Here is a 20996-nt window from a genome sequence, read left to right as displayed (position 1 = left end):
CCTTATGTCGTTTTAAAGTTTATAGCCTTAAAATGTGGAGTGCTAGAACGTTGTTATGTCGGCGCTACTTTGCCCAAATACAAACATATTGCGCTTCCCACATTGCGCCATATGGTTGCTAGAGGCATAAGGCGTACCGGACTGTGTTACGTCACTTTCCCATCCTTGTCCATTTTTAATATACGCTTTTAGTTCGAACCAACCGTTTACGGTTTTACTGCAATCCATTTGAACATCTAGCATCCAATAATGGTCTCCCCACACGTTCAACGGGGTCTCTCCAAAGCCATCATTAGCCACGGTTTTCAAGTCGCCCCACGTTGCGGGCCAATTATTTGTAGTCCAATCAAGTGCGCTGCCTTGTGCTTCACTACTCTGGCTGGCTTCAGCGCCGTACCAATCAAGGTAATTGTCGTTGGCTTTCCACGGTGCCGTTGTGGTATTGCGCATATTATTGTGGATGATGGGAATGGCACACGCGTAGTTACTCGTTGTACAAGAGCGTCCTAAATTAGATGCCGCATAAGCGTGATCTATTCCGCCTCGAATAAACATGTCTTGCCCACTTTCGGTGCTGGCTTGGACGAAAATAATAGTGCGCTGCCAATCTGCATCGGTTTCATATGTAGTTAGCATTGCCCCTTGATGAATGGCAATGGCTTCCCATGAAGCAATGTTTACGGCAACAGATCCATTGGCCTCAATAGAAACTACATCTCCGCTACATTGGGTTTTGGCGGCATTAATGTTACCTGTTAATACATTGCAATATTGGCCTGGTGCCATGGAGGTGGTTAGCGTGGTATTCATGACATAGCTTTCTTTATTGATTGCTACAAACCCACTGTTAGCTCGACCGAAGGCGATTTGGTTGCCGCCATTGCTCCACCAGTCGGTTACAGCGAAATTATCTGAAGTGTGGTCTCTAAAATCAACGCCGCCTGAAATATACGACCAACGATGTTCACATTTCCAGTTATCACCAAAACATTCAAGTGTTCCGTTGTTGTGCACGGACACTGAAGGGGCGCCTGCATCGGTGTCGCCGTGGAAGTCGTAACTTGACATAACTTTGGGGTAACCATATGGCCATGCCAGCATGAAGACATTCGCTAGGTCGTACAAACGTCCATCTTCAAAGGTGATTACATTGCCGCCTCCACCATGGCCTCGTTGATTATCATGATTATCGACGAAAACCACGGCTTTATAGCTTGGCATAAAGCCCCACGCTTCACCGAAGTTACTTAGCCAAGCAAGTGAGCCATTACGAAATACGTTGCCAATTTCCACCGAGTATTTAAATTCTGTGACTAGGCCATTTGAGAAATATTCATCAGCGCCAATGGCCTCACCGCCCTGATCTATAACTTCTTGAAACACAAGTGGGGAGCCGTTGACCTGATTGATTATGCTGGATATATCTACCGCTGGCATATGTTTGGAGGCATCTAGTCTAAAACCTGCTACCCCAATATTTACCAGATCATTAAGGTAGTTTGCCAGGGTACTTTGTACGTAACTAGACTCGGTTTTCAAATCGGCTAAACCGACTAGTTCACAGTTTTGAACTTGCCATCGGTCACCATAATCATCAACCGAGCAAGTGTCATGGAAATCTTGCGGCGAATATATTGGATAATTTTTATTCCCAAAAGTATTGCCGTTTGTACCCGTGCCTGACCCAGCGGCCATATGGTTAATTACTGCATCTACGTAGATATCTACACCCACAGCGTTGCAACGCTGCACCATATTGGTAAAGTCTGCGCGAGTTCCACCGCGACTTTCTAAATCGTAGCTAACAGGCTGGTAGCGTGCCCACCACTGAGGAACAGTAATATGCTCATTCGGCGGAGAAACCTGCACGGCGGCAAAACCATTTTGGCTTAAATAGGTTTCACATTCGGTTGCTATATCCTGCCAATCCCATTCGAATAAGTGCACAAATGTGGAGGGCTGCGAATGCGCAATGGGGGAGGCTATACCACAGCCTAGTAGGGTGGCGACTGCACTGGAAGCCAACAATTTACGTTTAATCATTATAGTGTCCTAGTGGTGTTATTTAACGGCATGAAGAAAACTTATTAGACACTAGGATGTAAATTAAATGTAAACAATGTGAATACGTATGCAGGTAGATAAGAATAAAAAGGGCGCCGAAAAAGGCGCCCGTAGTCATTACTGCTAAGTATCAGATTAAAAAGCGTATTTCGCAGAAACCTGTAGACGGTTCATGTCACCTTCTAACCCTTCTTCAATTTCGCGATGTGCAAACGCATACTCAGCGCCAAAAGTTAGGGCTTTTGTGGGTGAGTAAAGAAGGTTAGCCCGTGCGCTGTAACTGCTTTGGGTCACACTAAGGCCGGTGAGAGCAGTGTCGTTATCAATATCCAATGCTGAAAACATGAAGCTGCTTCGCATTTTGTCGTTCCAAAGGTGACGATAGGCGATAGCATAACCCGTTGAGTCTATAGCTTCCAAATCGCCATCGGCTGTAATGACTGCGCCATTTGCGGCATTCAATGCGGTGTATCTACCCATTCCTTGGCCTGTATTCACCATAAAGCGAATATCATCGCCGCTCGACAGTTTGTATTTTCCTGACAGGGCAACGCCGTAACTAGTTTCATCGGCGTCAATACCACTGCCGTCATCGTATGAAAGTTGACGCACTAAACCTGCTATTTTTACGTAGCCCCAATCTTGCTTGGCGGTGTAAGCGGCAACGAAATCTGGAACGGCGTTATCATCTGCCACAATACGCCCGCCACCACCGTTAGGTGTAACCGTAGTTTCAGGGTTTTCTAACGCTAATTGTAAACCGCCGTTGGTGTATCGCACCATGACTTGCCTACCGAATGTAATACCATCTGTCGTACCAATGAAATCAAGAGATTCCGGTAGGGAACCCACGTCCATAAATGTGGTCCATGTTTGACCTACTAACCATTCTTTATACTGAATGTAAGCGTGGCGAACACGGGGTGTGTAAGAGTTACTAATACGTTCATCACCACCGCTAGTGACGATAAAGTCTAATTCTAATACGCCTTTGATTTCGTCACCTTCTGCTGTTGGTGTGTTGGTGCTAAATCTAAAACGGGACTGACGAATATGTGCATCGAACTGGGTGCCTTCATCGCCGCCTGAAACCGGAGTCAGCGAGGGTATGTAAAAATCTCGACCAATACTACCGGAACCTAGTGTGCCCTCAGAGTAGTTGCTCACCATAGCGTCAGCTTTTATGTAGCCGGTAAATTTAACGCTGGTATCGCCTAAGTCAGCGGCGCTAACGAGAGTGGCGTTAGACGCTGCAAGTGCCAACGATGTGGCTAGCACTGAGTTTTTTATTATGGCTTTCATTATATTTGCCCTAAAGTGTGGTTAAATAAATGTAAATTCAAAGTTAACTTCTATAGATTTGCCGACCTTGATAAAAATTGAAATAAGCTAATGGTCGCATACGACTATAGTCGTAATTGGTGAGTAGTCGAATTCCTAGGACTAAAGTCCATAAACCGTAAGACCAAAGTCGCATTTTTACTTTATAGTCTAATCATTACAGTGTTTAGTATATAAAAGCATTTCACATTATTGATATTGGAGGCAATTTTTTATGACTGCCAGTAAGATTTTTTCTGTTCCTGACGCGATTAAAAGTACGACCCATTTAACGGATGCTCAGTACGCTGAGATGTATGCTAATTCTGTAGCACACCCTGAAGCATTTTGGGCTGAACATGCAAACTTACTTGAATGGTTTAAAAAGCCGACCAAAGTGAAGAACACCCATTTTGGTGACAATGATGTTTCGATAAAATGGTTTGAAGACGGCGAGTTAAATGCCAGTTACAACTGTATTGACCGCCACCTAGCAGACAACGCTGGTAAAGTGGCCATTCACTGGGAAGGTGACTCTCCTGACCAAAGCCAAGATATTACGTTTCAAGAAGTGCATGATGAAGTCTGTAAATTAGCTAACGCACTTAAATCTCTTGGTGTGACTAAAGGTGACAGGGTCGCTATTTATATGCCAATGGTCCCCGACGCTGCTTACGCTATGCTGGCGTGCGCCCGCATTGGTGCTATCCACTCTGTTATTTTTGGTGGCTTTTCGCCGAACGCGATTGCCGATCGTATTAACGATAGCGATGCTAAGGTGATTATTACCGCAGATGAAGGCCGCCGAGCGGGTCGTTCTGTACCTTTAAAAGCCAATGTAGATAAGGCATTGGCGAAAGGTGCCTGCCCATCAATTACTCACGTTATTGTAAAGAAAGTCACTGGCGAAGATGTGGCTTGGAACGAAAGTCACGATGTATGGTGGGATGAGCTTGTTGCAGATTGCTCTACTGAATGTGAGCCTGAAGTGATGAACGCGGAAGACCCACTCTTTATCTTGTATACATCAGGCTCAACGGGCACACCCAAGGGGGTAGTGCATACTACGGGCGGTTATTTGCTTTATACCGCCATGACATTTAAATACGCCTTTGATTACCAAGAAAATGATATTTACTGGTGTACTGCCGATGTAGGTTGGATCACTGGGCACAGTTATATGGTGTATGGACCTATGATTACCGGTGCATCTCAAGTGTTTTTCGAAGGTGTTCCTACCTATCCTGATGTGCGTCGTATCGCGCAGGTAGTAGAAAAATACAAAGTAAATAGCCTTTATACCGCACCAACCGCCATTCGTGCCTTAATGGCTCACGGGGACAAACCTGCCGAGGGCTGTGACCTATCATCGCTTCGATTACTTGGTACAGTAGGTGAACCCATTAATCCTGAAGCGTGGGAATGGTATCACCGCGTAATCGGCCAAAGCCGTTGCCCTATTATGGATACATGGTGGCAGACCGAAACCGGTGGTCATATGATAACGCCATTACCAGGGGCGACGGCACTTAAGCCAGGGTCTGCTACGCGGCCATTCTTTGGTATTCAGCCAGCACTGTTTGATGCTGAAGGCAACGAACTAGAGGGCGCAGCGGAAGGTAACCTGGTAATTAAAGATAGTTGGCCAAGCCAAGCTAGAACCGTGTATGGCGATCATCAACGCTTTATCAGTACCTACTTTAGCGCTTACAAAGGTGTATACTTCACCGGTGATGGTGCAAGACGTGATGAAGATGGTTACTACTGGATTACAGGGCGTGTTGATGACGTGTTAAATGTATCTGGTCACCGTTTAGGTACTGCTGAAATTGAGAGCGCATTAGTGGCGCATCCCAAAGTTGCTGAAGCTGCCGTGGTAGGCTTCCCTCATGATATTAAAGGGCAGGGTATTTACGTTTATGTTACCCCAATCGACGGCGTTGCCGTTGATGATGCGCTAACCACAGAGCTTAAAAACTGGGTTAGACAAGAGCTTAGCCCCATTGCGACACCAGATAAAATACAGTGGTCGGCTGGTCTACCTAAAACCCGTTCTGGTAAAATTATGCGTCGCATTTTGCGTAAAATTGCTGCGAACGAACATGAGCAACTTGGTGATATATCTACGTTGGCGGATCCGTCAGTTGTTGATACACTCATTAAGGAGCGATTAAACAAATCATAAAGGATAATGCAATGACAACCCTGTTAATTGCCGATGATCATCCGTTGTATCGGGATGCCTTAAGAGGCGCTTTGTCATTGTCTTTACCAGCGCTGACGTTATCAGAAGCTGGTGATTTAACATCGACAGTCGATATTCTCAATCGAGAGGATATCGACTTGTTGCTGCTTGATTTACACATGCCTGGTAGCAATGACCTTTTCGGATTAATTCATATTCGCAAATTGTTTCCTGATGTACCCGTAGCGGTGGTATCTGGAACGGAAGATACCCAACTTATATCAAAAATCATGAGTGCTGGTGCATTGGGGTTCATCCCTAAAACTGCTAGCTCGGGTGATATTGCTAATGCGGTGCAAGCCATTTTGGATGGTGACGTATGGCTACCACCTAACTTAAGCGACAGTGTTGATGAGATTGATGAAGCGTTTTCAGAACTTGTGGATCATGTGGCTTCCCTCACACCTTCACAGTACAAAGTACTGTGCTTTATGCGAGATGGATTGCTCAACAAGCAGATTGGTTATAATTTGGATATTGCTGAAGCCACGGTGAAAGCCCACGTTACTGCTATTTTTAAGAAGCTTGGCATTAATAACCGCACACAAGCGGTATTGATCGCATCTCAACTAGAGTTAGAGCCGCCCGCTACAAGTGATCACTAGTCTTTTCTAGTGGAGCCTTAGTTTGCTCGTTATACGCCTTGATTTGAAAGTAAGAAAGATAATGATCCAGCGCAGCCTTACTCTGTTCACTTAGCAGAGGATTCTCGATTTCAATTACACTTCGGCCTCGCATGAGTGCCATACTCTCTTGATAAACCGGCTGAGCCTTTAGGGTCTTTTGAAATTCACCAGAAGCAAGCAAAATAGTCAGACCTTCACTAATTCGGTTAGCTAAGGCTTCCTGATCTGATGCCACAAAGTAAAACAAAGGACTGTCGTAAGACACCAACAGGTGTGGCTCAATTTTCAATGTGCTGTCAGGTTGCTTGTCCAATTCATATTGTATTTCCATGACGCTGCGCGGAAACATATCAGCAAAGCCTTCAGCCACGATCCGAAATGATGCTTGATAGGTGGTTTCAAGTACGGGAATGTTATTGTGACGAAATATACGGGTGTCAGGCCAGTCGTAGCCCTGTACCGCGCGCATAGATTTTAGGCTCTCAAGCGTTAACGGGGCATCGAAGCGATTATCCTTGGCGCGGATAAGCATAATGCGCTTACCAAAAAAACCACCCATGATAGGAATGCGTATTGCGCGATGTTGCTTTTCTCTGTCGATAGAAGACACGCTCCACGTTATGTCTAACATATCGTGCTCTAAGCTTCTTAATTGGCGCTCTTGCGCGACTTCCTGTTCGCTAACCTGTAATTCAAAGCTGCCATATTTATCTTCAGTTACTGCCAATGCTTTGGACAGTAATGTTTTGGCGTAGGCGTAAACAGGATCTCTACCAGGATGAATATTGGGAAGGCGAAGGCGACGATGGGGCAAAGCCGCTTTAGTGTCCTTTTCTAGAGCAGGCGAGTCAGTGCTCTCGCCTGCAAAGCACAGTGGAGTGAATAAGCCACTTAGTAGTATATAAGCTGACGAGAGTAATATTCGACTGGTCATATGTCCTATCATTGTATCGACTATCAATCCTTCCCTGTAAGTAAAAAGTCGTGCTCAGGATCAACCAAAAAATGGCCGCTCATGGCCTCTCTGCCAAGCAACATAAGATACGTCATTTCAGAGCGGTCGGTTAAGGTCAATTGAATATCCCATTGCACACTATCCATTATTATAGGCGTTACTATCACATAACGCTTCTCTCTTGTGGCCGTTGAGCTTTTGACACGCTTTTTTGCTTCAACTTTTACTTCTCTTCTAACCACTCTATCAACATTATGAATATCAGGATGAATGTCGAAGCGAATCCATAATTCATCGTCTACCTCAAACTCTTCAATATTATCTACATGCAATGAAGAGGTTGCTGCGCCGGTATCAACCCGAACATTTAAATCAGTGATGGTAAATGCGGGAAGGTCACATAATTCCACCGCACCCACTATTTTTTTATTTTTCATGTGTTCGCCTTCAATCAAGTATTATCCGTTTCACCTGGTAGCAGGTTGTCTTGCAATAACTCTACATGCTCTGCCACTGTATCGGGTTGTGAGAAATAGGCAATGTGATAGACCGCTTCTCCTTCTTGCGTCAGAGGTATGTTTTGTTTACCTACCACTACCCCCTCAGCTGGGCTTTCAATACTGGCCAAATATCCACCGAACGGATCAGCAATGGTCGCCAGTTTATCCCCTTTGTTCACGTGATCGCCCAACTGGGCTAAATGGGTAACAAAGCCACTTTCTGTAGCGCGTATCCAGCCACTCTGACGGGCAATAAATCGCTCAATACTGTGCCCCTTACTACGACTCTTATTCAACATGCCCAAATGGCGCATAGTATTAATGATACCGCGAAGCCCTGCGCGAATGGAGAATTCATCGTACCTTAAGGCCTGACCTGCTTCGTAAAGCAAAATTTTAACACCACTTTCACTGGCGGTTTCACGTAATGAACCTTCACGTAGCTCAGCATTTAGCAACACAGGTACACCAAATGCTTTGGCCATCTCAAGGACTTCGGGATCGTCTAAGTCAGCGCGAATTTGCGGCAAATTACTACGATGGATTGCACCGGTATGAAGATCTATTCCTACATCACACTTTTGCACAATTTCCTTCAAAAACAGGTTGGCCAATCGACCTGCAAGTGAGCCTTTCTTGCTACCGGGAAAACTGCGGTTGAGATCGCGCCGGTCGGGCAAATAGCGAGACTGGTTCAACACCCCATATACGTTCACCATTGGCACCGCGATAAGCGTACCTCTAAGCCGTTGAATGGCCCGAGAGCGAATGAGCCTGCCGACAATCTCAATGCCATTAAGCTCATCACCGTGAATAGCGGCACTCACAAACATAGTAGGGCCAGGGCGTTTACCTCGGGTAACATAAACGGGAATGCTCATGTTTGTCGCGGTGTATAAAGGGGGCATCTCCAGCTCAATTTTAACCGATTCGCCTGGTGCAATACTCTGCCCCCCAATGACTAAATTTTCTACTGCCACTTAGCCTTTACCTCGCGTCTTTGTTTTGTGCGGCTCTGCACTTTTTTCAATAAATTCAATGATCATACCGGCAACATCTTTATTGGTGGCTTTTTCAATACCTTCCAAACCAGGTGATGAATTTACTTCCATAACCACAGGCCCGTTGTTTGACCGTAAAATATCTACACCACAGCAATTTAAGCCCATAGTCTTGGCTGCATCTACAGCAGTTTTGCGTTCAGCAGGGCTCAACCTTACCAAGCTCGCTTGACCGCCTCTATGAAGGTTAGATCGAAACTCCCCTGGTGCAGCTTGACGTTTCATTGCAGCAACAACTTTACCGCCTACAACAAAGCAGCGGATGTCGCAGCCTCCAGCCTCTTTAATAAATTCTTGTACCAAGATGCTGGCATTTAAACCCATAAAGGCTTCGATAATTGATTCTGCCGCTTTATGAGTATCGGCTAATACCACGCCAATGCCTTGTGTGCCTTCAAGCAATTTAATGACCACAGGCGCACCGCCCACGGTTTTTATCACGTCTTCTATTTTGTCTGGGTGGTGGGCAAAGCCAGTACGTGGCATGCCAATGCCCTTGCGTGATAGCAACTGTAAAGAGCGCAGCTTATCCCTAGATCGGCTAATGGCTACAGATTCATTAACGCTGTAGGTGCCCATCATTTCGAATTGTCGTACAACCGAGGTGCCGTAAAAGGTAACAGAAGCCCCAATGCGTGGAATAACCGCATCGTAATAAGGAAGTCTCTTACCTTTGTAACGCACCGATGGACGAGAACTGGTGATATCCATATAGCAATGCATGGTATCGATAACATCTACTTCGTGCCCGCGAGCACGTCCAGCCTCTACTAAGCGAGAAGTTGAATAGAGACGAGGGTTCCGGGATAAAATCGCTATGCGCATCGTAAATTGCCTGTGGTTATAAAGTGTATTTAAAAATGAATGCTGCTTAATCATTAGCACCTTTTTAGGTACATAGCCAGATTAGTCGGATGGCAGCAAATTGGCGCGCATGATAAAGCACCTTTTATTAATGGTCTTACGAATTATTATTGTGGTGGCGACAGTAATATCTGGATGAACTCAAAAACGTAACGCGATAGCATGGGGTAACATGAGGATATAATGAGTTTTTTACTATGATGCAGTGGTGGCAAGAGGTATTGGTATGGCTAACGGCCTACCAATCAAATCTTATTTGGAGTGGGTTGGTTTTACTGTTTTATTTGGCAGCTTCAAGAAAAATCCTACCCAAACTTGAAACCAATATCGAGAAAACCAAATTAAAGTCTACCAGTGCAATTAAGGGGTTATTTGCCGCTAGGGTTATAGTTGCCACGGTATCGTTAGCTTTATTGCTTCTTGCGTGGGGAATAGACTTTTCTGGCCTATTGGTATTATCAACCTCCATTATCACGGTAACTGGGGTAGCGCTTTTCGCCAGTTGGTCATTAATAAGCAATATTACCGCTTACTTCATACTGTTGACGAACGTTGCATATCGCCGAGGGAATTTTATTCGTATTCTTGATGGTGATAATTTTATAGAGGGTTATATTGCCGACTTGGGGCCATTTAGCACGCGCTTGGTGACTTCTGAACGCGAAACTCTTATGTACCCCAACAACCTCATTTTAACTCGTCCTGTGCTTATTAACCCCAAATCAGCTTGGGGCACCATGGGTAAAGTAACCCCAACAACGACGGCGGGTAAAATGGAAGAAAAAACTGATAAGCCGACGAAAAAGAGCAGGGTGAAAAGCGACCCCCTAGTTTAATCGCTATCGCTATAATGTGACTCGTGAATGTGGCGAGTCATACTTTGAAGTAGCGCTCTTAGTTTTGCTGGCTTTAACGGCTTAGATAGATAGTTAACCCCTTGCTCCTTACATTTAGCCACTAAATCTTCATCTGGCGTAGCTGTGATAAGCGCGGCGGGTAGTATGGCATCAAGTTGGAACCTAATCTTATCTATTAAGGCTAAGCCGTTTTGCGTTTCATCATGGCTTAATTGATAGTCCATCAATAATATCTGAGGCGATGTTTGCTCAATCAGGGCAAGGGCTTCATCCCACGACCCGGCTAACATCACCTTAACGCCCCAGCGAGCAAGCAACGTTTGCATTGCATCTAAGTTCTCCCGTTGGTCGTCTACACAAAGTACCTGTAATCCAGTGAAAGTTGTGTTTTTAGGCTTGGTTGTTGTACTTATTGAAGAACCGGGCTGGGCTTTTGGCAGGCTAAAAGTAAAGCAACTGCCTTTTTGCAGTGAGGACGATACGGTTATATCGCTACCCAACTGCTGACTTAACCTACGTACCACACCTAGCCCCAAGCCAATACCATGTTCTGCACTTTGATTAATGCGATAGAAATCACTAAAAATGTTATCTTTTTTATCTTCCGAAATGCCAATTCCTGTGTCATAAACACGAAAAGAAACTGATGATTTGGTGGACTTTATAACAAGTAGAACTTTGCCTTTTTGTGTGTACTTCACAGCATTTGACAGTAAATTCTGCATAATTCTATACAAGTAGGTTTTGTCGGCCATTACCCAAAGTGGTTTCACCCATACCCGCAACGAAAGACCTTTTTCCTGTGCTCGCATTCTTATATCGTCAATAAGCGGGCTGAGCAGAGCTTGTACATCTACGGGCTCAATGTCTGGCTTCATTTCACCCTGATCAAGGCGTGATATATCTAAAAGCGTACCGATAAGTGCCTCACTTGAGGTTACCGAGTGGTGCAGCTTTTGAATGATTTCATGTACACCATTCGATAGCTCTTGTTCTTCTAACGCCGAAATATACAACTTGGCGGCGTTCAAAGGCTGAAGTACATCATGGCTGGCCAGTGCTAGGAAGCGAGTTTTACTGGCATTCGCATCTTCGGCGGCCTTTCTAGCCCGTATCAGTTCAGTTTCTGCTCCAGAGCGCCGCTCTATTTCAAGCCGTAGTTCGGCGTTGATGGTATGCACCTCTTCGGTACGCCTTTTTATTCTAGCTTCTAAGTCGATATTTGATTCTTCAAGGGCTTGTTGAATCTCAATGTGGTCGGTGATGTCATTAAAACTGGTCACAAAGCCGCCTCCTGGTAGGGGGTTGCCTACCATTTCAATTACACGGCCATCTTTTCGCTGACGTTTGAATCGGTGGGGGGTACCAGAGCGCAAATGTTCTAAGCGCTTTTCTACTTCCGCTTCTACATCCAGTTTGCCAAATTCCCCTTGTGATGCGTTGAAACGGATAAGTTTCTCTATGGGTATGCCCACTGCAAGAAAATCTTCAGGGTAGGTATAAAGTGCTGCGTATCGCTTATTCCAAGCCACTAAATTTAAGTGTTTATCGACTACGCTAATGCCTTGATCCATGTTTTCTAACGAGGTCAAAAGCGCGGTCATATTAAATTGCATGGCTTGTGTGGTGTCGTCGAAAAAGTTAATGACTTCCGTGAAGTCCATTTTCTTGCCACGCAGTGCGCTGTCTAACAATACTTTGGCGCTGGATGCACCTATAACACCGCCCAGCGCGCGCTCACAAAACGTAAGAAAGTCTTCATCGGGAGAAGCTTGGTGGTTCAACGTGCAGCTGTTGTGATGTTGATATTGCTCAATAAGCTGTTCGCATCGACCTGTACCCATGAAAGTCGATAGTAACGTAATGAGGTCAGATACCGTAACATTGCTATTTGGCCCTTTAATGACACTGTTTTTAACCACAGCAGGAGACACAAAAGCCTCGGCTTGAATTCTGTCGATAAGCCGGTGCGGGGCAAACCACGAGAAAATAATGTACATTACGGCATTCGCACCAAGGCTTATCATCGCGCCTTGGCTGATAAGTTCGTTATTGGCAAATTGTGATGTTTGCTTTCCTACCAGCGGAAATACTAACCACAATACCCAAAGTATTATTCCCACCAACAAGCCCGCGTAAACCCCATGGGCATGTGCGCGCTTCCAATATAATCCACCGAGGATCGCTGGCATTAATTGAATCACTAGTGAAAACGCAATAAGCCCAATTGAATGTAGCGAGCGGCTACTGGTCATCTGTTGATGGTACAAAAATGCCATTAGTAATATGAAGCCAATAACAATGCGTCTTATAAGGCGTATTTGCGCAGAGAAATCTCTTTTTTCAGAGTGATTGCCGCGAAACGCTAAGTAGCGAGGTAAAATAACGTCATTGGTTAACATGGTGCTTAGGGTTAGGGTTGCCACAATAATCATTGCAGTTGCAGCTGATAACCCCCCAACAAATACAATAACTTGTAGCAAGGCTGAACCAGAGAACATAGCCAGGGATAGTACGTAGGAGTCGGGCTCAACACTGGCACCAGCAAAAATGGCTTTACCCGCAATAGCAATAATGGGAATAACCGCAGAAATAATCGCGAGATAAAGCGGGAACAACCATCGGGCTGTTTTTAAGTGTGAAAGGCTCAGGTTATCAATGACTGCCACATGGAATTGGCGAGGCAGGCACACAATAGCAGCCGCGGCCATGATGGTCTGAGCAATGAAGTTGAACGAGCTAAATTGAGACAGTGCGGCAGTGTTTACAAAGGTCTCTAGAAAAGGGCCTGTTTCGGTTTGTCGCCACGCGCTGTAGCCCACAAATGCAACCAACACCAACGCCAATAACTTAATAGTGGATTCAAAGGCGATAGCGAGCATTAATCCTCTGCGGTACTCGGTTACATCGGCATGCTTAGTACCAAAATAAATCGCAAATATGGCAATAAATGTGGTGGCGGCAATCACGATGAAATTGCTATTAGGCTGTTGAGTTAACAACTGAAAAGTGGAGCCAATCGCTTTTAATTGCAACGCAATATACGGAATGGTAGCCAGCAGCGCGATAACGGTCACTAACAATGCGACGGTTTGGCGCTTGCCATAACGAGACGCAATAAAATCAGAAATTGTGGTGATATGTTGCTTTTTGCTAACTAGAGTTAGCTTATAAATAAATCGATACCCAAGCACATATACCAAAATTGGCCCTAACATAATGGGCAGGTAAATCCATGTGTCACGGCTGGCTTGCCCTACCATGCCAAAAAATGTCCACGCCGTGCAATATATGGCGAGTGCCAGTGAGTAGATGGCTGGGTGCGAAGTTAACGCTCGTGCTCGAGGCGAGTTCTTATCGCCCCAACTCGCCAAGGAAAAAAGTAAAAATAGATACAGTACCGCAAGCGTAACCCAACCGAACGTCATGAATTTCCTTTAACTTAAAGTTAACAAGTCTGTGTGCATTATAATCATTTCGACCATGGTCTACCTACGACCATGGTCTCATTTGGAATTTGAATGGTGAGGTCTAGAGTATACGTCGTGCTCCTAAATGCTTGACTTTTGCCACTCTAAGGCCTGTTCGGCCTAAACAAAAAAGCTTGGCAATAATGTTAGCAAAGCCGGGCGTTAGGAAAATGTAAAAATAAAACAATTGATTAACCTGACATGAGGACGGAACAATGGCATTTAGAAATGATGACGACAAAAAAGCATATTGGAAGGAGAATTTGTCTCTCCTTGCCAAGCTTTTGGTCGTTTGGTTTGCGGTGTCGTTTGGCGCCGGCATTTTGTTTGTCGACGTGCTAAACAACATCCACTTTTTTGGATTTAAATTGGGCTTCTGGTTTGCGCAACAAGGTTCCATTTATGTGTTCGTCGCTCTAATTTTTGTTTATATGTCAAAGATGAAGGCGATGGATAAACGTTATGGCGTAAACGAGGAGTAATACCATGGACGTTCAACTACTAACATTTATTATTGTAGGCGCAACATTTGCGCTATATATCGCCATAGCTGTATGGGCTAGAGCGGGTTCTACTAACGACTTCTACGTTGCTGGTGGCGGTGTACCTCCGGTGCTAAACGGTATGGCTACCGCCGCAGACTGGATGTCGGCAGCTTCATTTATTTCAATGGCCGGTCTTATTTCCTTTATGGGGTACGACGGCGCAGTTTACCTAATGGGATGGACTGGAGGCTATGTATTACTTGCCTTGTGTCTTGCACCCTACCTACGTAAATTCGGTAAATTTACTGTACCGGATTTTATTGGCGACCGCTACTATTCCCAAACCGCAAGAACCGTTGCTGTTTTCTGCGCCATCTTTGTTTGCTTTACCTATGTGGCAGGGCAAATGCGAGGCGTGGGCGTAGTATTTAGTCGTTTCTTAGAAGTCGATATCGTAACTGGTGTGGTGATTGGCATGGTTATCGTGTTTTTCTACACGGTATTAGGCGGCATGAAAGGGATTACCTATACCCAAGTTGCGCAGTTTTGCGTAATGATTTTTGCGTATATTGTTCCAGCAGTGTTTATCTCTATCATGGTGACGGGCCATATACTTCCGCAAACGGGGTTCGGCGCTACGCTCGCAGATGGGTCGGGGATGCATATATTACAGAAACTCGACAGCCTATCGGTGGAACTCGGGTTTCACGAGTATACCTCCGGGTCGAAAAGTACCATCGATGTGTTCTTTATTACGTTTGCATTGATGGTGGGTACGGCTGGATTACCTCACGTTATCGTTCGTTTCTTCACCGTACCTAAAGTGCATGATGCACGTAAGTCGGCTGGTTATGCACTTGCGTTTATCGCTATTTTGTATACCACTGCGCCGTCGCTTGCTGCATTTGCTCGAGTGAATATGATTGAAACCATTAACGGTCCTGAGCTAACTGGAACAAGTTACGCTGAAGCGCCGTCGTGGATCAAAAACTGGGAGCAAACTGGGCTTATTGAATTCAACGATAAGAACGGTGATGGGGTGATGTTTTACTCGGGTGATGAACGCAACGAAATGAAAGTTGACCGTGACATCATGGTATTGGCTAACCCAGAAATTGCGAACTTACCTGCATGGGTTATCGCATTGGTGGCTGCTGGTGGGGTAGCCGCAGCATTGTCTACATCAGCTGGCTTGCTGTTAGTTATTTCAACATCAGTTTCCCATGATTTGTTAAAACGAAACTTTATGCCCAATATCACCGATAAGTCCGAGCTGTTTTATGCACGGCTTGCGGCAGGGGTAGCCATTGTCATTGCAGGCTACTTTGGGATAAATCCACCGGGCTTTGTAGCACAGGTGGTCGCCTTCGCGTTCGGTCTGGCGGCATCCAGTTTCTTCCCTGCCATTATTATGGGTATCTTTAGTAAACGAATGAATGATAAAGGCGCGATTGCGGGCATGATTGCAGGTATTGCGTTCACCGCCGCCTATATTATTTACTTTAAGTTTGTGAACCCTGCTGCAAATGTACCGGAAAACTGGTGGTTTGGTATTTCCCCAGAAGGCATAGGTACCTTGGGTATGATGGTTAACTTCCTTGTTGCTTTCGTTGTCTTTAAGTCTACCGACGAAGCCCCGGAAGAAATCCAAGAGTTAGTAGAGAGCATTCGTTATCCGAAAGGAGCGGGCGAGGCATCTGCGCACTAACGATTAGAAGCTAATTGTCAAAACAAGACACTGACGCTCGGTAATTGGCCGAGCCTTTGTTAAACCAACTCGCTCAAGGAGGAAACTCTAAAAGGCGGGTTGGTTTTTATCGTTTCAGGAGCATTACGTATGACCGCTATTGCCCAGCAAGTCGCAGATTTTGTTGCTGCTTCTGCGCCCTTCGATACGCTTGATGTGGATGCATTAACTGATTTACTTACCTCGGCAGAATTGCTTTACGTAACAAAAGAAAACCTAAAAACCTTGATGGGACAATCTCGCCGAATTTATCTCATCCAAAGTGGTCAGTTTTCTGTAAGTGCAGGGCAAGAACCCCCCCGTTATGTTAGCGAAGGAGACTATTTTGGTTTTCAGCGTGTTTTGGACGGTAGCGACTATGCCATGGCGGTGATGGTAGAGAGCCCTGGATTAGTGTATAGCTTTGAAGAAGCACCATTCAAAGCCCTTCTTCAATACGATAGTATTAATACTTTTTTCAATGGCCTGCGACATGATGCGCTGCAAAATCAAGCCATTACAGAATCAAAATCTATGTGGTTGTACAAGCCACTTTATGATTTAACTGAAAATGCACCCATTGGCACCGATGTAAGTACGCCTATTCAACAAGCCGCTCAATTGATGACGGATAACCGGGTGTCATCCCTTTTAATTACTGAAGCAGGGCAGCTGGTTGGTATCGTTACCGACAGAGATTTACGTTCTAGAGTGGTTGCCGCTGGGGTTGATCTGACGACCCCTGTTAGCAGTGTTATGACCCCGTCGCCGGCGAATGTTGCCAGTAACCTAACGTTATTTGACGCCATGGCGTTAATGACCGAAAAAAACATTCATCATTTACCTATATTAGATAAAGACAGTCATAGCCCCGTAGGTATGGTGACGGCCAGTGATATTGTTCGCCATCAACGAGGTAGCGTACTATTTATCATTGGAGAACTGTCGAAAGCGAGCAATTTGTACGAATTAACACGTTTAGCGTGGCAGCTTCCGCATTACTTTTCTGCACATGCTAAACACGCAGGTGATTATGATATTGCGGGTAAAGTGCTTTCTCAAGCAACTGATATTATGACGCGAAAGCTCATTGGGTTCTTTCAGCAAGAACACGGTAAAGCCGGCATGATGTTTTCGTGGCTAGTATATGGCTCCCAAGCCAGAGAAGATCAGACAATGGGATCAGATCAAGACAATGCGCTGCTGTTAGCTGAATCGCCCACGCAAGTACAAGCCGACTACTTTGCCGCCATGGCGGAGTATGTCTGCAAGGGGTTAGGAAAGTGCGGTATTAAACTATGCAGTGGCAATATTATGGCAAGTAACCCCGAGCTTCGGTTATCGCTAGACCAAGCGGTTGAGCAAGCGCGGCAGTGGGTAAATGCACCCACCAAAGATGCCATTATGCACTTAAACATTTTTCTTGATGCACGCTGCGCTGCGGGTGATGTGGGGCTGTTTAAAACGCTACAGCGCAAACGAATGCCTTTGCTCAAACAAAGTTTATTTCTTGCGGCATTATCTCGTCATACAAATGAAGTCTCTGTGCCTCTTTCTATGTTTCAGAAGTTTACTTATGAAAAAGGCGGAAAACTTAAAGATACGATTGATTTGAAAGTACGCGCGGTGGCACTAATTAATAATATTGTGCGCATTTATGCCCTTGCAGGGGGAATATCTGTACCTGGCACCCTTGCAAGGCTATCTTTATTGCCCGAAAATTCAGAGCTTTCAACCAAGGATGCGGCGAACTTACGAGATATTTGGATATTTTTGAATCGATTACGATGGCGTCATCAGCTTCAGCATAATGTGGCGGATAATAGTGTGTCAGTGTCGTCTTTATCTTCCATAGAAAGGCATCAGCTAAAGGCATCTTTTCAAGCTATCGAAAGAGCCCAAAAAGCAATTGTCATGAATTTTTCAGGCGGTATGGCGTAATCATGTTGCAATGGCTAAGTGACTGGTTATTCGGGCGCGGACCATCATCATTCGATAGGTTTAAAAGCGCGACTTTACAAGACACTACTTTGATGTCTATTGATTTAGAGCTGACATCCTTAAACGCCAATGAGTCGGAAATTACATCTTTTGGCTGGGTGTGTGGGCGCAACAGTAGCATTGCTTTAGAAACCTGCACTTATAGTGTTGTTAAAACCAAAGCGCCTTTAGGGCAAAGCCCAGTTATCCATGGGCTCATTCAAGACAATATTTCAAAGGGCGAAAAAGTAGAAGATGTGCTAACGAGATTTATCGCACAGTTGCCTTCAAAGATTCTGGTTATCCATAATGCCAACTTAGATTTGGCAGTACTTGATGCGGTATTTAGGCGCTTAAACTTGCCGGCACAAGAGGTTTATTACATCGACACCTTACAACTCGCTTTGTATGAATTGAAAAAAGAGCATGAAGTCGTTCCATCAAATAGCGCATCTTTAGGCGCTTGTTTACTGAGAGCCGGTTTACCAGAGGTGCCTCAACACAATGCATTAGAAGATGCCATGGCCGCTTTACTCTTGTGCTATGCACAGCTAGCGTCATTAGGGCTTACGGAACAAAGTTGCTTGGCGGACTTATCACATACTAAAGCCCTTGGTAGGAAAACACTTGGCGTGGTTAAAACTTAATAAACTACCCTAAACTAGGCTTTAATATATCTTTTAAGCTTCTGACTCCATTACATTGTGAGCCGTTTCCACGCTACTCACGACACAATTTCTACCTAGCCCTTTTGCAGCATATAAGCTTTTATCAGCTTGAAGCATAGTGAAGTCGATAGTTTTATTATCGTCTGGGTGTTTCGTTGCTACACCAGCGCTAATCGTCACCCTTGCAAGGTTTGAATCAGCGTGGGCAATATTTAAATTGAACACGGTACTTAAAAGTCGATTTGCGACTAATTTTGCGCCTTCCTCATTGGTGTTGGGTAGAATAACTAAAAACTCTTCACCGCCCACGCGAACCAATTTGTCCATAGGGCGCAATAAGCTATCGTTAATCGCTTTACTAAGCTTCCATAAGCAGCTATCGCCTTCCATATGCCCATATCGGTCGTTGTAGCGCTTGAAATAATCAACATCGAATAGCACAAGAGAAAGGGGGTTATGACTCCGCTTACCATCTTTCATAAAGCGGGGAAGGTAGTCTTCTAAATAGTGCCTATTGTAAGCGCCCGTCAGCCTATCAATATAAATAAGGTTTTCTAACAGGTCGTTTTTGAGCTTATGGTTAAGGTGCGCTTTCACGCGATTTTGTAACGTACATGCATTAATAGGTTTGGTCACAAAGTCCACACAGCCAGAATCCCAGCATTTTGATTGTGCTTCGTCTGTCGTTGTTGCGGTAACAAAAATAATGGGGATATCAGATTTACTCGGATTTTCACGTAAGGCTTGTGCAACTTGGTGTCCATCCATGATAGGCATGTTCACATCCATCAGAATCAAGTCGGGTGTGTTTTTTTCACAGTAAGCAAGCGCAGCTTCTCCAGAGGAAACAGAGGTACAACTCACCATCTCTTCAAGAAGCCCTTCTAAAATCATTCGAGAGCTTGCTTGGTCATCTACAATTAATAAATGGCAGTCTGATAATGCTCGTTTATTTACTTGCTCAATAAACATGTTAGTCCTTTACCTACAACGCAACCGTTTCCAACTATTTGTAAACGTTAAACCCAGAGTAACGCGGCAAGTGTAAAAAATGCATTAAACAAAAGTTTAATATTTAACATTTTTTTGTATTTAAATTAACGACATAAAAAGAAGCACGTACAGTATTAGGTTAGTTACCAGCCCTATCATATAAAAATAGGTCCTCGGGCTTGGATTACGCTCAGTCGCCATCGCATAATATAGTGCCATATGAACAATTCTACATAAGCCATACACCCAAGCTAATATAGCCAGATAGAGAGGGGTAACGCCAACAAACATGCAAAGTATCGCCGGAATAATAAATTGGTTTACGTTCTCAAGTGAATTGTGAAACGTTCTATGGCTTCTAAATACGAAGCTGTCGTGACTTAGGTGTTCGGCAACTTTGCCTGGTACATAAGATGATTGTTTGCGGTGCGCCACAGCGGCAACAATGTTCTGAATTAATACTGTAAAAATGATTACCGCAAGCCCTGCGATAGCGTAGGTGTAAACAGTGAACATGACTTCATCCTTGTAAGCTAATTAATTGGTATACGGATTACAAGAAGGTTATGGATTAAAAAAGCATCGGGGTTATTGGTTTTGAAACGTAGTTTTGTATAAAAGGGGGGAGTAAGTAGCGGAAACCCGCTACTTACTAATAATGGGCTATAACGCTTTTTTGACTTCAGCGGGAAGTAATACGGTATCAATAACATGAATGACACCATTAGATGTTTTTACATCGGCTTTAATCACGGTGGCATCGTTAATCATTACTTTCCCCATGGCGGTAACCACAGTGATATCAGTACCTTCTACGGTAGTGGCACTGGTTAGCGACATCACATCTTCAGCCATCACGCTACCCGATACTACATGATAAGTAAGCACCTGTGATAGTAATGCCTTATTTTCAGGCTTAAGCAGCATCTCTACCGTACCTTCTGGCAGTTTAGAGAAAGCCTTATTGGTTGGGGCGAATACTGTGAAAGGGCCCTTACCTTTTAGGGTATCAACTAAATCCGCAGCTTCAACCGCCGCGACTAAGGTAGAAAACATCTCTTTACTTGCTGCAGTATCAACGATATCTGCCTTCTCTGATTCCATATGATGTCCGGCAAAAGCCGATATACTTATCAAGCTCATCATTACCAACGGGATTAACTTAACCATAAATACCTTCCT

General features: G+C 44.7%; 17 protein-coding genes. 7 read left to right on the top strand and 10 right to left on the bottom strand.

Annotated features, from left to right (window positions below):
* Positions 1–42: 42 nt before the first annotated feature.
* The gene (locus tag AVL57_RS17155) at positions 43–2043 is read right to left on the bottom strand and encodes an alpha-amylase (RefSeq protein ID WP_057789244.1); all 2001 of its coding nucleotides are present in this window, start codon (positions 2041–2043) and stop codon (positions 43–45) included.
* Positions 2044–2199: 156 nt separating this feature from the next.
* On the bottom strand, positions 2200–3366 hold the full coding sequence (locus tag AVL57_RS17150) for a DcaP family trimeric outer membrane transporter (protein WP_057789246.1): 1167 nt from the start codon (positions 3364–3366) through the stop codon (positions 2200–2202).
* A gap of 253 nt (positions 3367–3619) precedes the next feature.
* Between AVL57_RS17150 and acs the strand changes: the two genes are divergently transcribed.
* Together acs and AVL57_RS17140 are read left to right on the top strand one after the other, a co-directional pair.
* Entirely contained in the window at positions 3620–5569 is a 1950-nt protein-coding gene (acs, locus tag AVL57_RS17145) for an acetate--CoA ligase (protein WP_057789249.1), read from the top strand.
* An 11-nt stretch (positions 5570–5580) separates the two neighbouring features.
* On the top strand, positions 5581–6234 hold the full coding sequence (locus AVL57_RS17140) for a response regulator transcription factor (RefSeq protein ID WP_057789251.1): 654 nt from the start codon (positions 5581–5583) through the stop codon (positions 6232–6234).
* Here AVL57_RS17140 and AVL57_RS17135 read toward each other — a convergent pair.
* From AVL57_RS17135 to rimK, 4 genes are read right to left on the bottom strand one after another with little or no spacing between them, the layout of a single operon-like run.
* Positions 6218–7189, bottom strand: coding sequence for a transporter substrate-binding domain-containing protein (locus AVL57_RS17135; RefSeq protein ID WP_231701235.1), 972 nt, complete (start codon positions 7187–7189; stop codon positions 6218–6220). The two genes, AVL57_RS17140 and AVL57_RS17135, sit on opposite strands and share 17 nt — an antisense overlap.
* Positions 7190–7212: 23 nt before the next feature.
* A complete protein-coding gene (locus AVL57_RS17130; protein ID WP_057795882.1) occupies positions 7213–7647 on the bottom strand; it encodes an ATP-dependent zinc protease family protein in 435 nt (144 codons plus the stop codon).
* A 14-nt stretch (positions 7648–7661) separates the two neighbouring features.
* Positions 7662–8690 carry a succinylglutamate desuccinylase/aspartoacylase family protein gene (locus AVL57_RS17125; protein WP_057789256.1) on the bottom strand — a complete coding sequence of 343 codons (1029 nt, stop codon included), beginning with the start codon at positions 8688–8690 and terminating at the stop codon, positions 7662–7664.
* Positions 8691–9596 carry a 30S ribosomal protein S6--L-glutamate ligase gene (rimK, locus tag AVL57_RS17120; RefSeq protein ID WP_057789259.1) on the bottom strand — a complete coding sequence of 302 codons (906 nt, stop codon included), beginning with the start codon at positions 9594–9596 and terminating at the stop codon, positions 8691–8693. It abuts the gene before it with no gap.
* A 236-nt stretch (positions 9597–9832) separates the two neighbouring features.
* Here rimK and AVL57_RS17115 point away from each other — a divergent pair, with 236 nt between their 5' ends.
* On the top strand, positions 9833–10471 hold the full coding sequence (locus AVL57_RS17115) for a mechanosensitive ion channel family protein (RefSeq protein ID WP_057789261.1): 639 nt from the start codon (positions 9833–9835) through the stop codon (positions 10469–10471).
* Here the strand turns inward: AVL57_RS17115 and AVL57_RS17110 are convergent.
* Positions 10468–13920, bottom strand: a complete 3453-nt coding sequence (locus AVL57_RS17110) for a PAS domain-containing hybrid sensor histidine kinase/response regulator (RefSeq protein ID WP_057789262.1) — start codon at positions 13918–13920, stop codon at positions 10468–10470. The genes AVL57_RS17115 and AVL57_RS17110 overlap by 4 nt on opposite strands.
* A gap of 257 nt (positions 13921–14177) precedes the next feature.
* Between AVL57_RS17110 and AVL57_RS17105 the strand changes: the two genes are divergently transcribed.
* The 4 genes from AVL57_RS17105 (at position 14178) to AVL57_RS17090 (ending at position 18800) form a co-directional block, all read left to right on the top strand.
* On the top strand, positions 14178–14444 hold the full coding sequence (locus tag AVL57_RS17105; protein WP_057789264.1) for a DUF4212 domain-containing protein: 267 nt from the start codon (positions 14178–14180) through the stop codon (positions 14442–14444).
* A 4-nt stretch (positions 14445–14448) separates the two neighbouring features.
* Positions 14449–16155 (top strand): sodium:solute symporter family protein, encoded by a 1707-nt coding sequence (locus AVL57_RS17100; protein WP_061093603.1) that lies wholly within the window; start codon positions 14449–14451, stop codon positions 16153–16155.
* A 129-nt stretch (positions 16156–16284) separates the two neighbouring features.
* Complete coding sequence (locus AVL57_RS17095) at positions 16285–18114, top strand: DUF294 nucleotidyltransferase-like domain-containing protein (RefSeq protein WP_057789268.1); 1830 nt, start codon at positions 16285–16287, stop codon at positions 18112–18114.
* A gap of 2 nt (positions 18115–18116) precedes the next feature.
* Positions 18117–18800 carry a 3'-5' exonuclease gene (locus AVL57_RS17090; protein WP_057789271.1) on the top strand — a complete coding sequence of 228 codons (684 nt, stop codon included), beginning with the start codon at positions 18117–18119 and terminating at the stop codon, positions 18798–18800.
* Positions 18801–18833: 33 nt separating this feature from the next.
* Here AVL57_RS17090 and AVL57_RS17085 read toward each other — a convergent pair whose 3' ends face one another.
* The 3 genes from AVL57_RS17085 to AVL57_RS17075 form a co-directional block, all read right to left on the bottom strand.
* Entirely contained in the window at positions 18834–19793 is a 960-nt protein-coding gene (locus AVL57_RS17085; protein WP_057789273.1) for a GGDEF domain-containing response regulator, read from the bottom strand.
* Between the two features lie 120 nt (positions 19794–19913).
* Positions 19914–20330, bottom strand: a complete 417-nt coding sequence (locus tag AVL57_RS17080; protein ID WP_057789275.1) for an MAPEG family protein — start codon at positions 20328–20330, stop codon at positions 19914–19916.
* A 147-nt stretch (positions 20331–20477) separates the two neighbouring features.
* Positions 20478–20984, bottom strand: coding sequence for a fasciclin domain-containing protein (locus AVL57_RS17075; protein WP_138118251.1), 507 nt, complete (start codon positions 20982–20984; stop codon positions 20478–20480).
* Positions 20985–20996: the final 12 nt, after the last annotated feature.

It is taken from the genome of Alteromonas stellipolaris (assembly GCF_001562115.1).
Lineage (GTDB): Bacteria > Pseudomonadota > Gammaproteobacteria > Enterobacterales > Alteromonadaceae > Alteromonas > Alteromonas stellipolaris.
Note: the sequence above shows the minus strand (reverse complement) of the source record. Positions and strands in the feature narration are given on the sequence as shown.

Coding starts and splice junctions, on each gene's coding strand:
- AVL57_RS17155 (WP_057789244.1), bottom strand. CDS start 2,043: ATGATTAAACGTAAATTGTTGGCTTCCAGTGCAGTCGCCACCCTACTA.
- AVL57_RS17150 (WP_057789246.1), bottom strand. CDS start 3,366: ATGAAAGCCATAATAAAAAACTCAGTGCTAGCCACATCGTTGGCACTT.
- acs (WP_057789249.1), top strand. CDS start 3,620: ATGACTGCCAGTAAGATTTTTTCTGTTCCTGACGCGATTAAAAGTACG.
- AVL57_RS17140 (WP_057789251.1), top strand. CDS start 5,581: ATGACAACCCTGTTAATTGCCGATGATCATCCGTTGTATCGGGATGCC.
- AVL57_RS17135 (WP_231701235.1), bottom strand. CDS start 7,189: ATGACCAGTCGAATATTACTCTCGTCAGCTTATATACTACTAAGTGGC.
- AVL57_RS17130 (WP_057795882.1), bottom strand. CDS start 7,647: ATGAAAAATAAAAAAATAGTGGGTGCGGTGGAATTATGTGACCTTCCC.
- rimK (WP_057789259.1), bottom strand. CDS start 9,596: ATGCGCATAGCGATTTTATCCCGGAACCCTCGTCTCTATTCAACTTCT.
- AVL57_RS17115 (WP_057789261.1), top strand. CDS start 9,833: ATGATGCAGTGGTGGCAAGAGGTATTGGTATGGCTAACGGCCTACCAA.
- AVL57_RS17110 (WP_057789262.1), bottom strand. CDS start 13,920: ATGACGTTCGGTTGGGTTACGCTTGCGGTACTGTATCTATTTTTACTT.
- AVL57_RS17105 (WP_057789264.1), top strand. CDS start 14,178: ATGGCATTTAGAAATGATGACGACAAAAAAGCATATTGGAAGGAGAAT.
- AVL57_RS17100 (WP_061093603.1), top strand. CDS start 14,449: ATGGACGTTCAACTACTAACATTTATTATTGTAGGCGCAACATTTGCG.
- AVL57_RS17095 (WP_057789268.1), top strand. CDS start 16,285: ATGACCGCTATTGCCCAGCAAGTCGCAGATTTTGTTGCTGCTTCTGCG.
- AVL57_RS17090 (WP_057789271.1), top strand. CDS start 18,117: ATGTTGCAATGGCTAAGTGACTGGTTATTCGGGCGCGGACCATCATCA.
- AVL57_RS17085 (WP_057789273.1), bottom strand. CDS start 19,793: ATGTTTATTGAGCAAGTAAATAAACGAGCATTATCAGACTGCCATTTA.
- AVL57_RS17080 (WP_057789275.1), bottom strand. CDS start 20,330: ATGTTCACTGTTTACACCTACGCTATCGCAGGGCTTGCGGTAATCATT.
- AVL57_RS17075 (WP_138118251.1), bottom strand. CDS start 20,984: ATGGTTAAGTTAATCCCGTTGGTAATGATGAGCTTGATAAGTATATCG.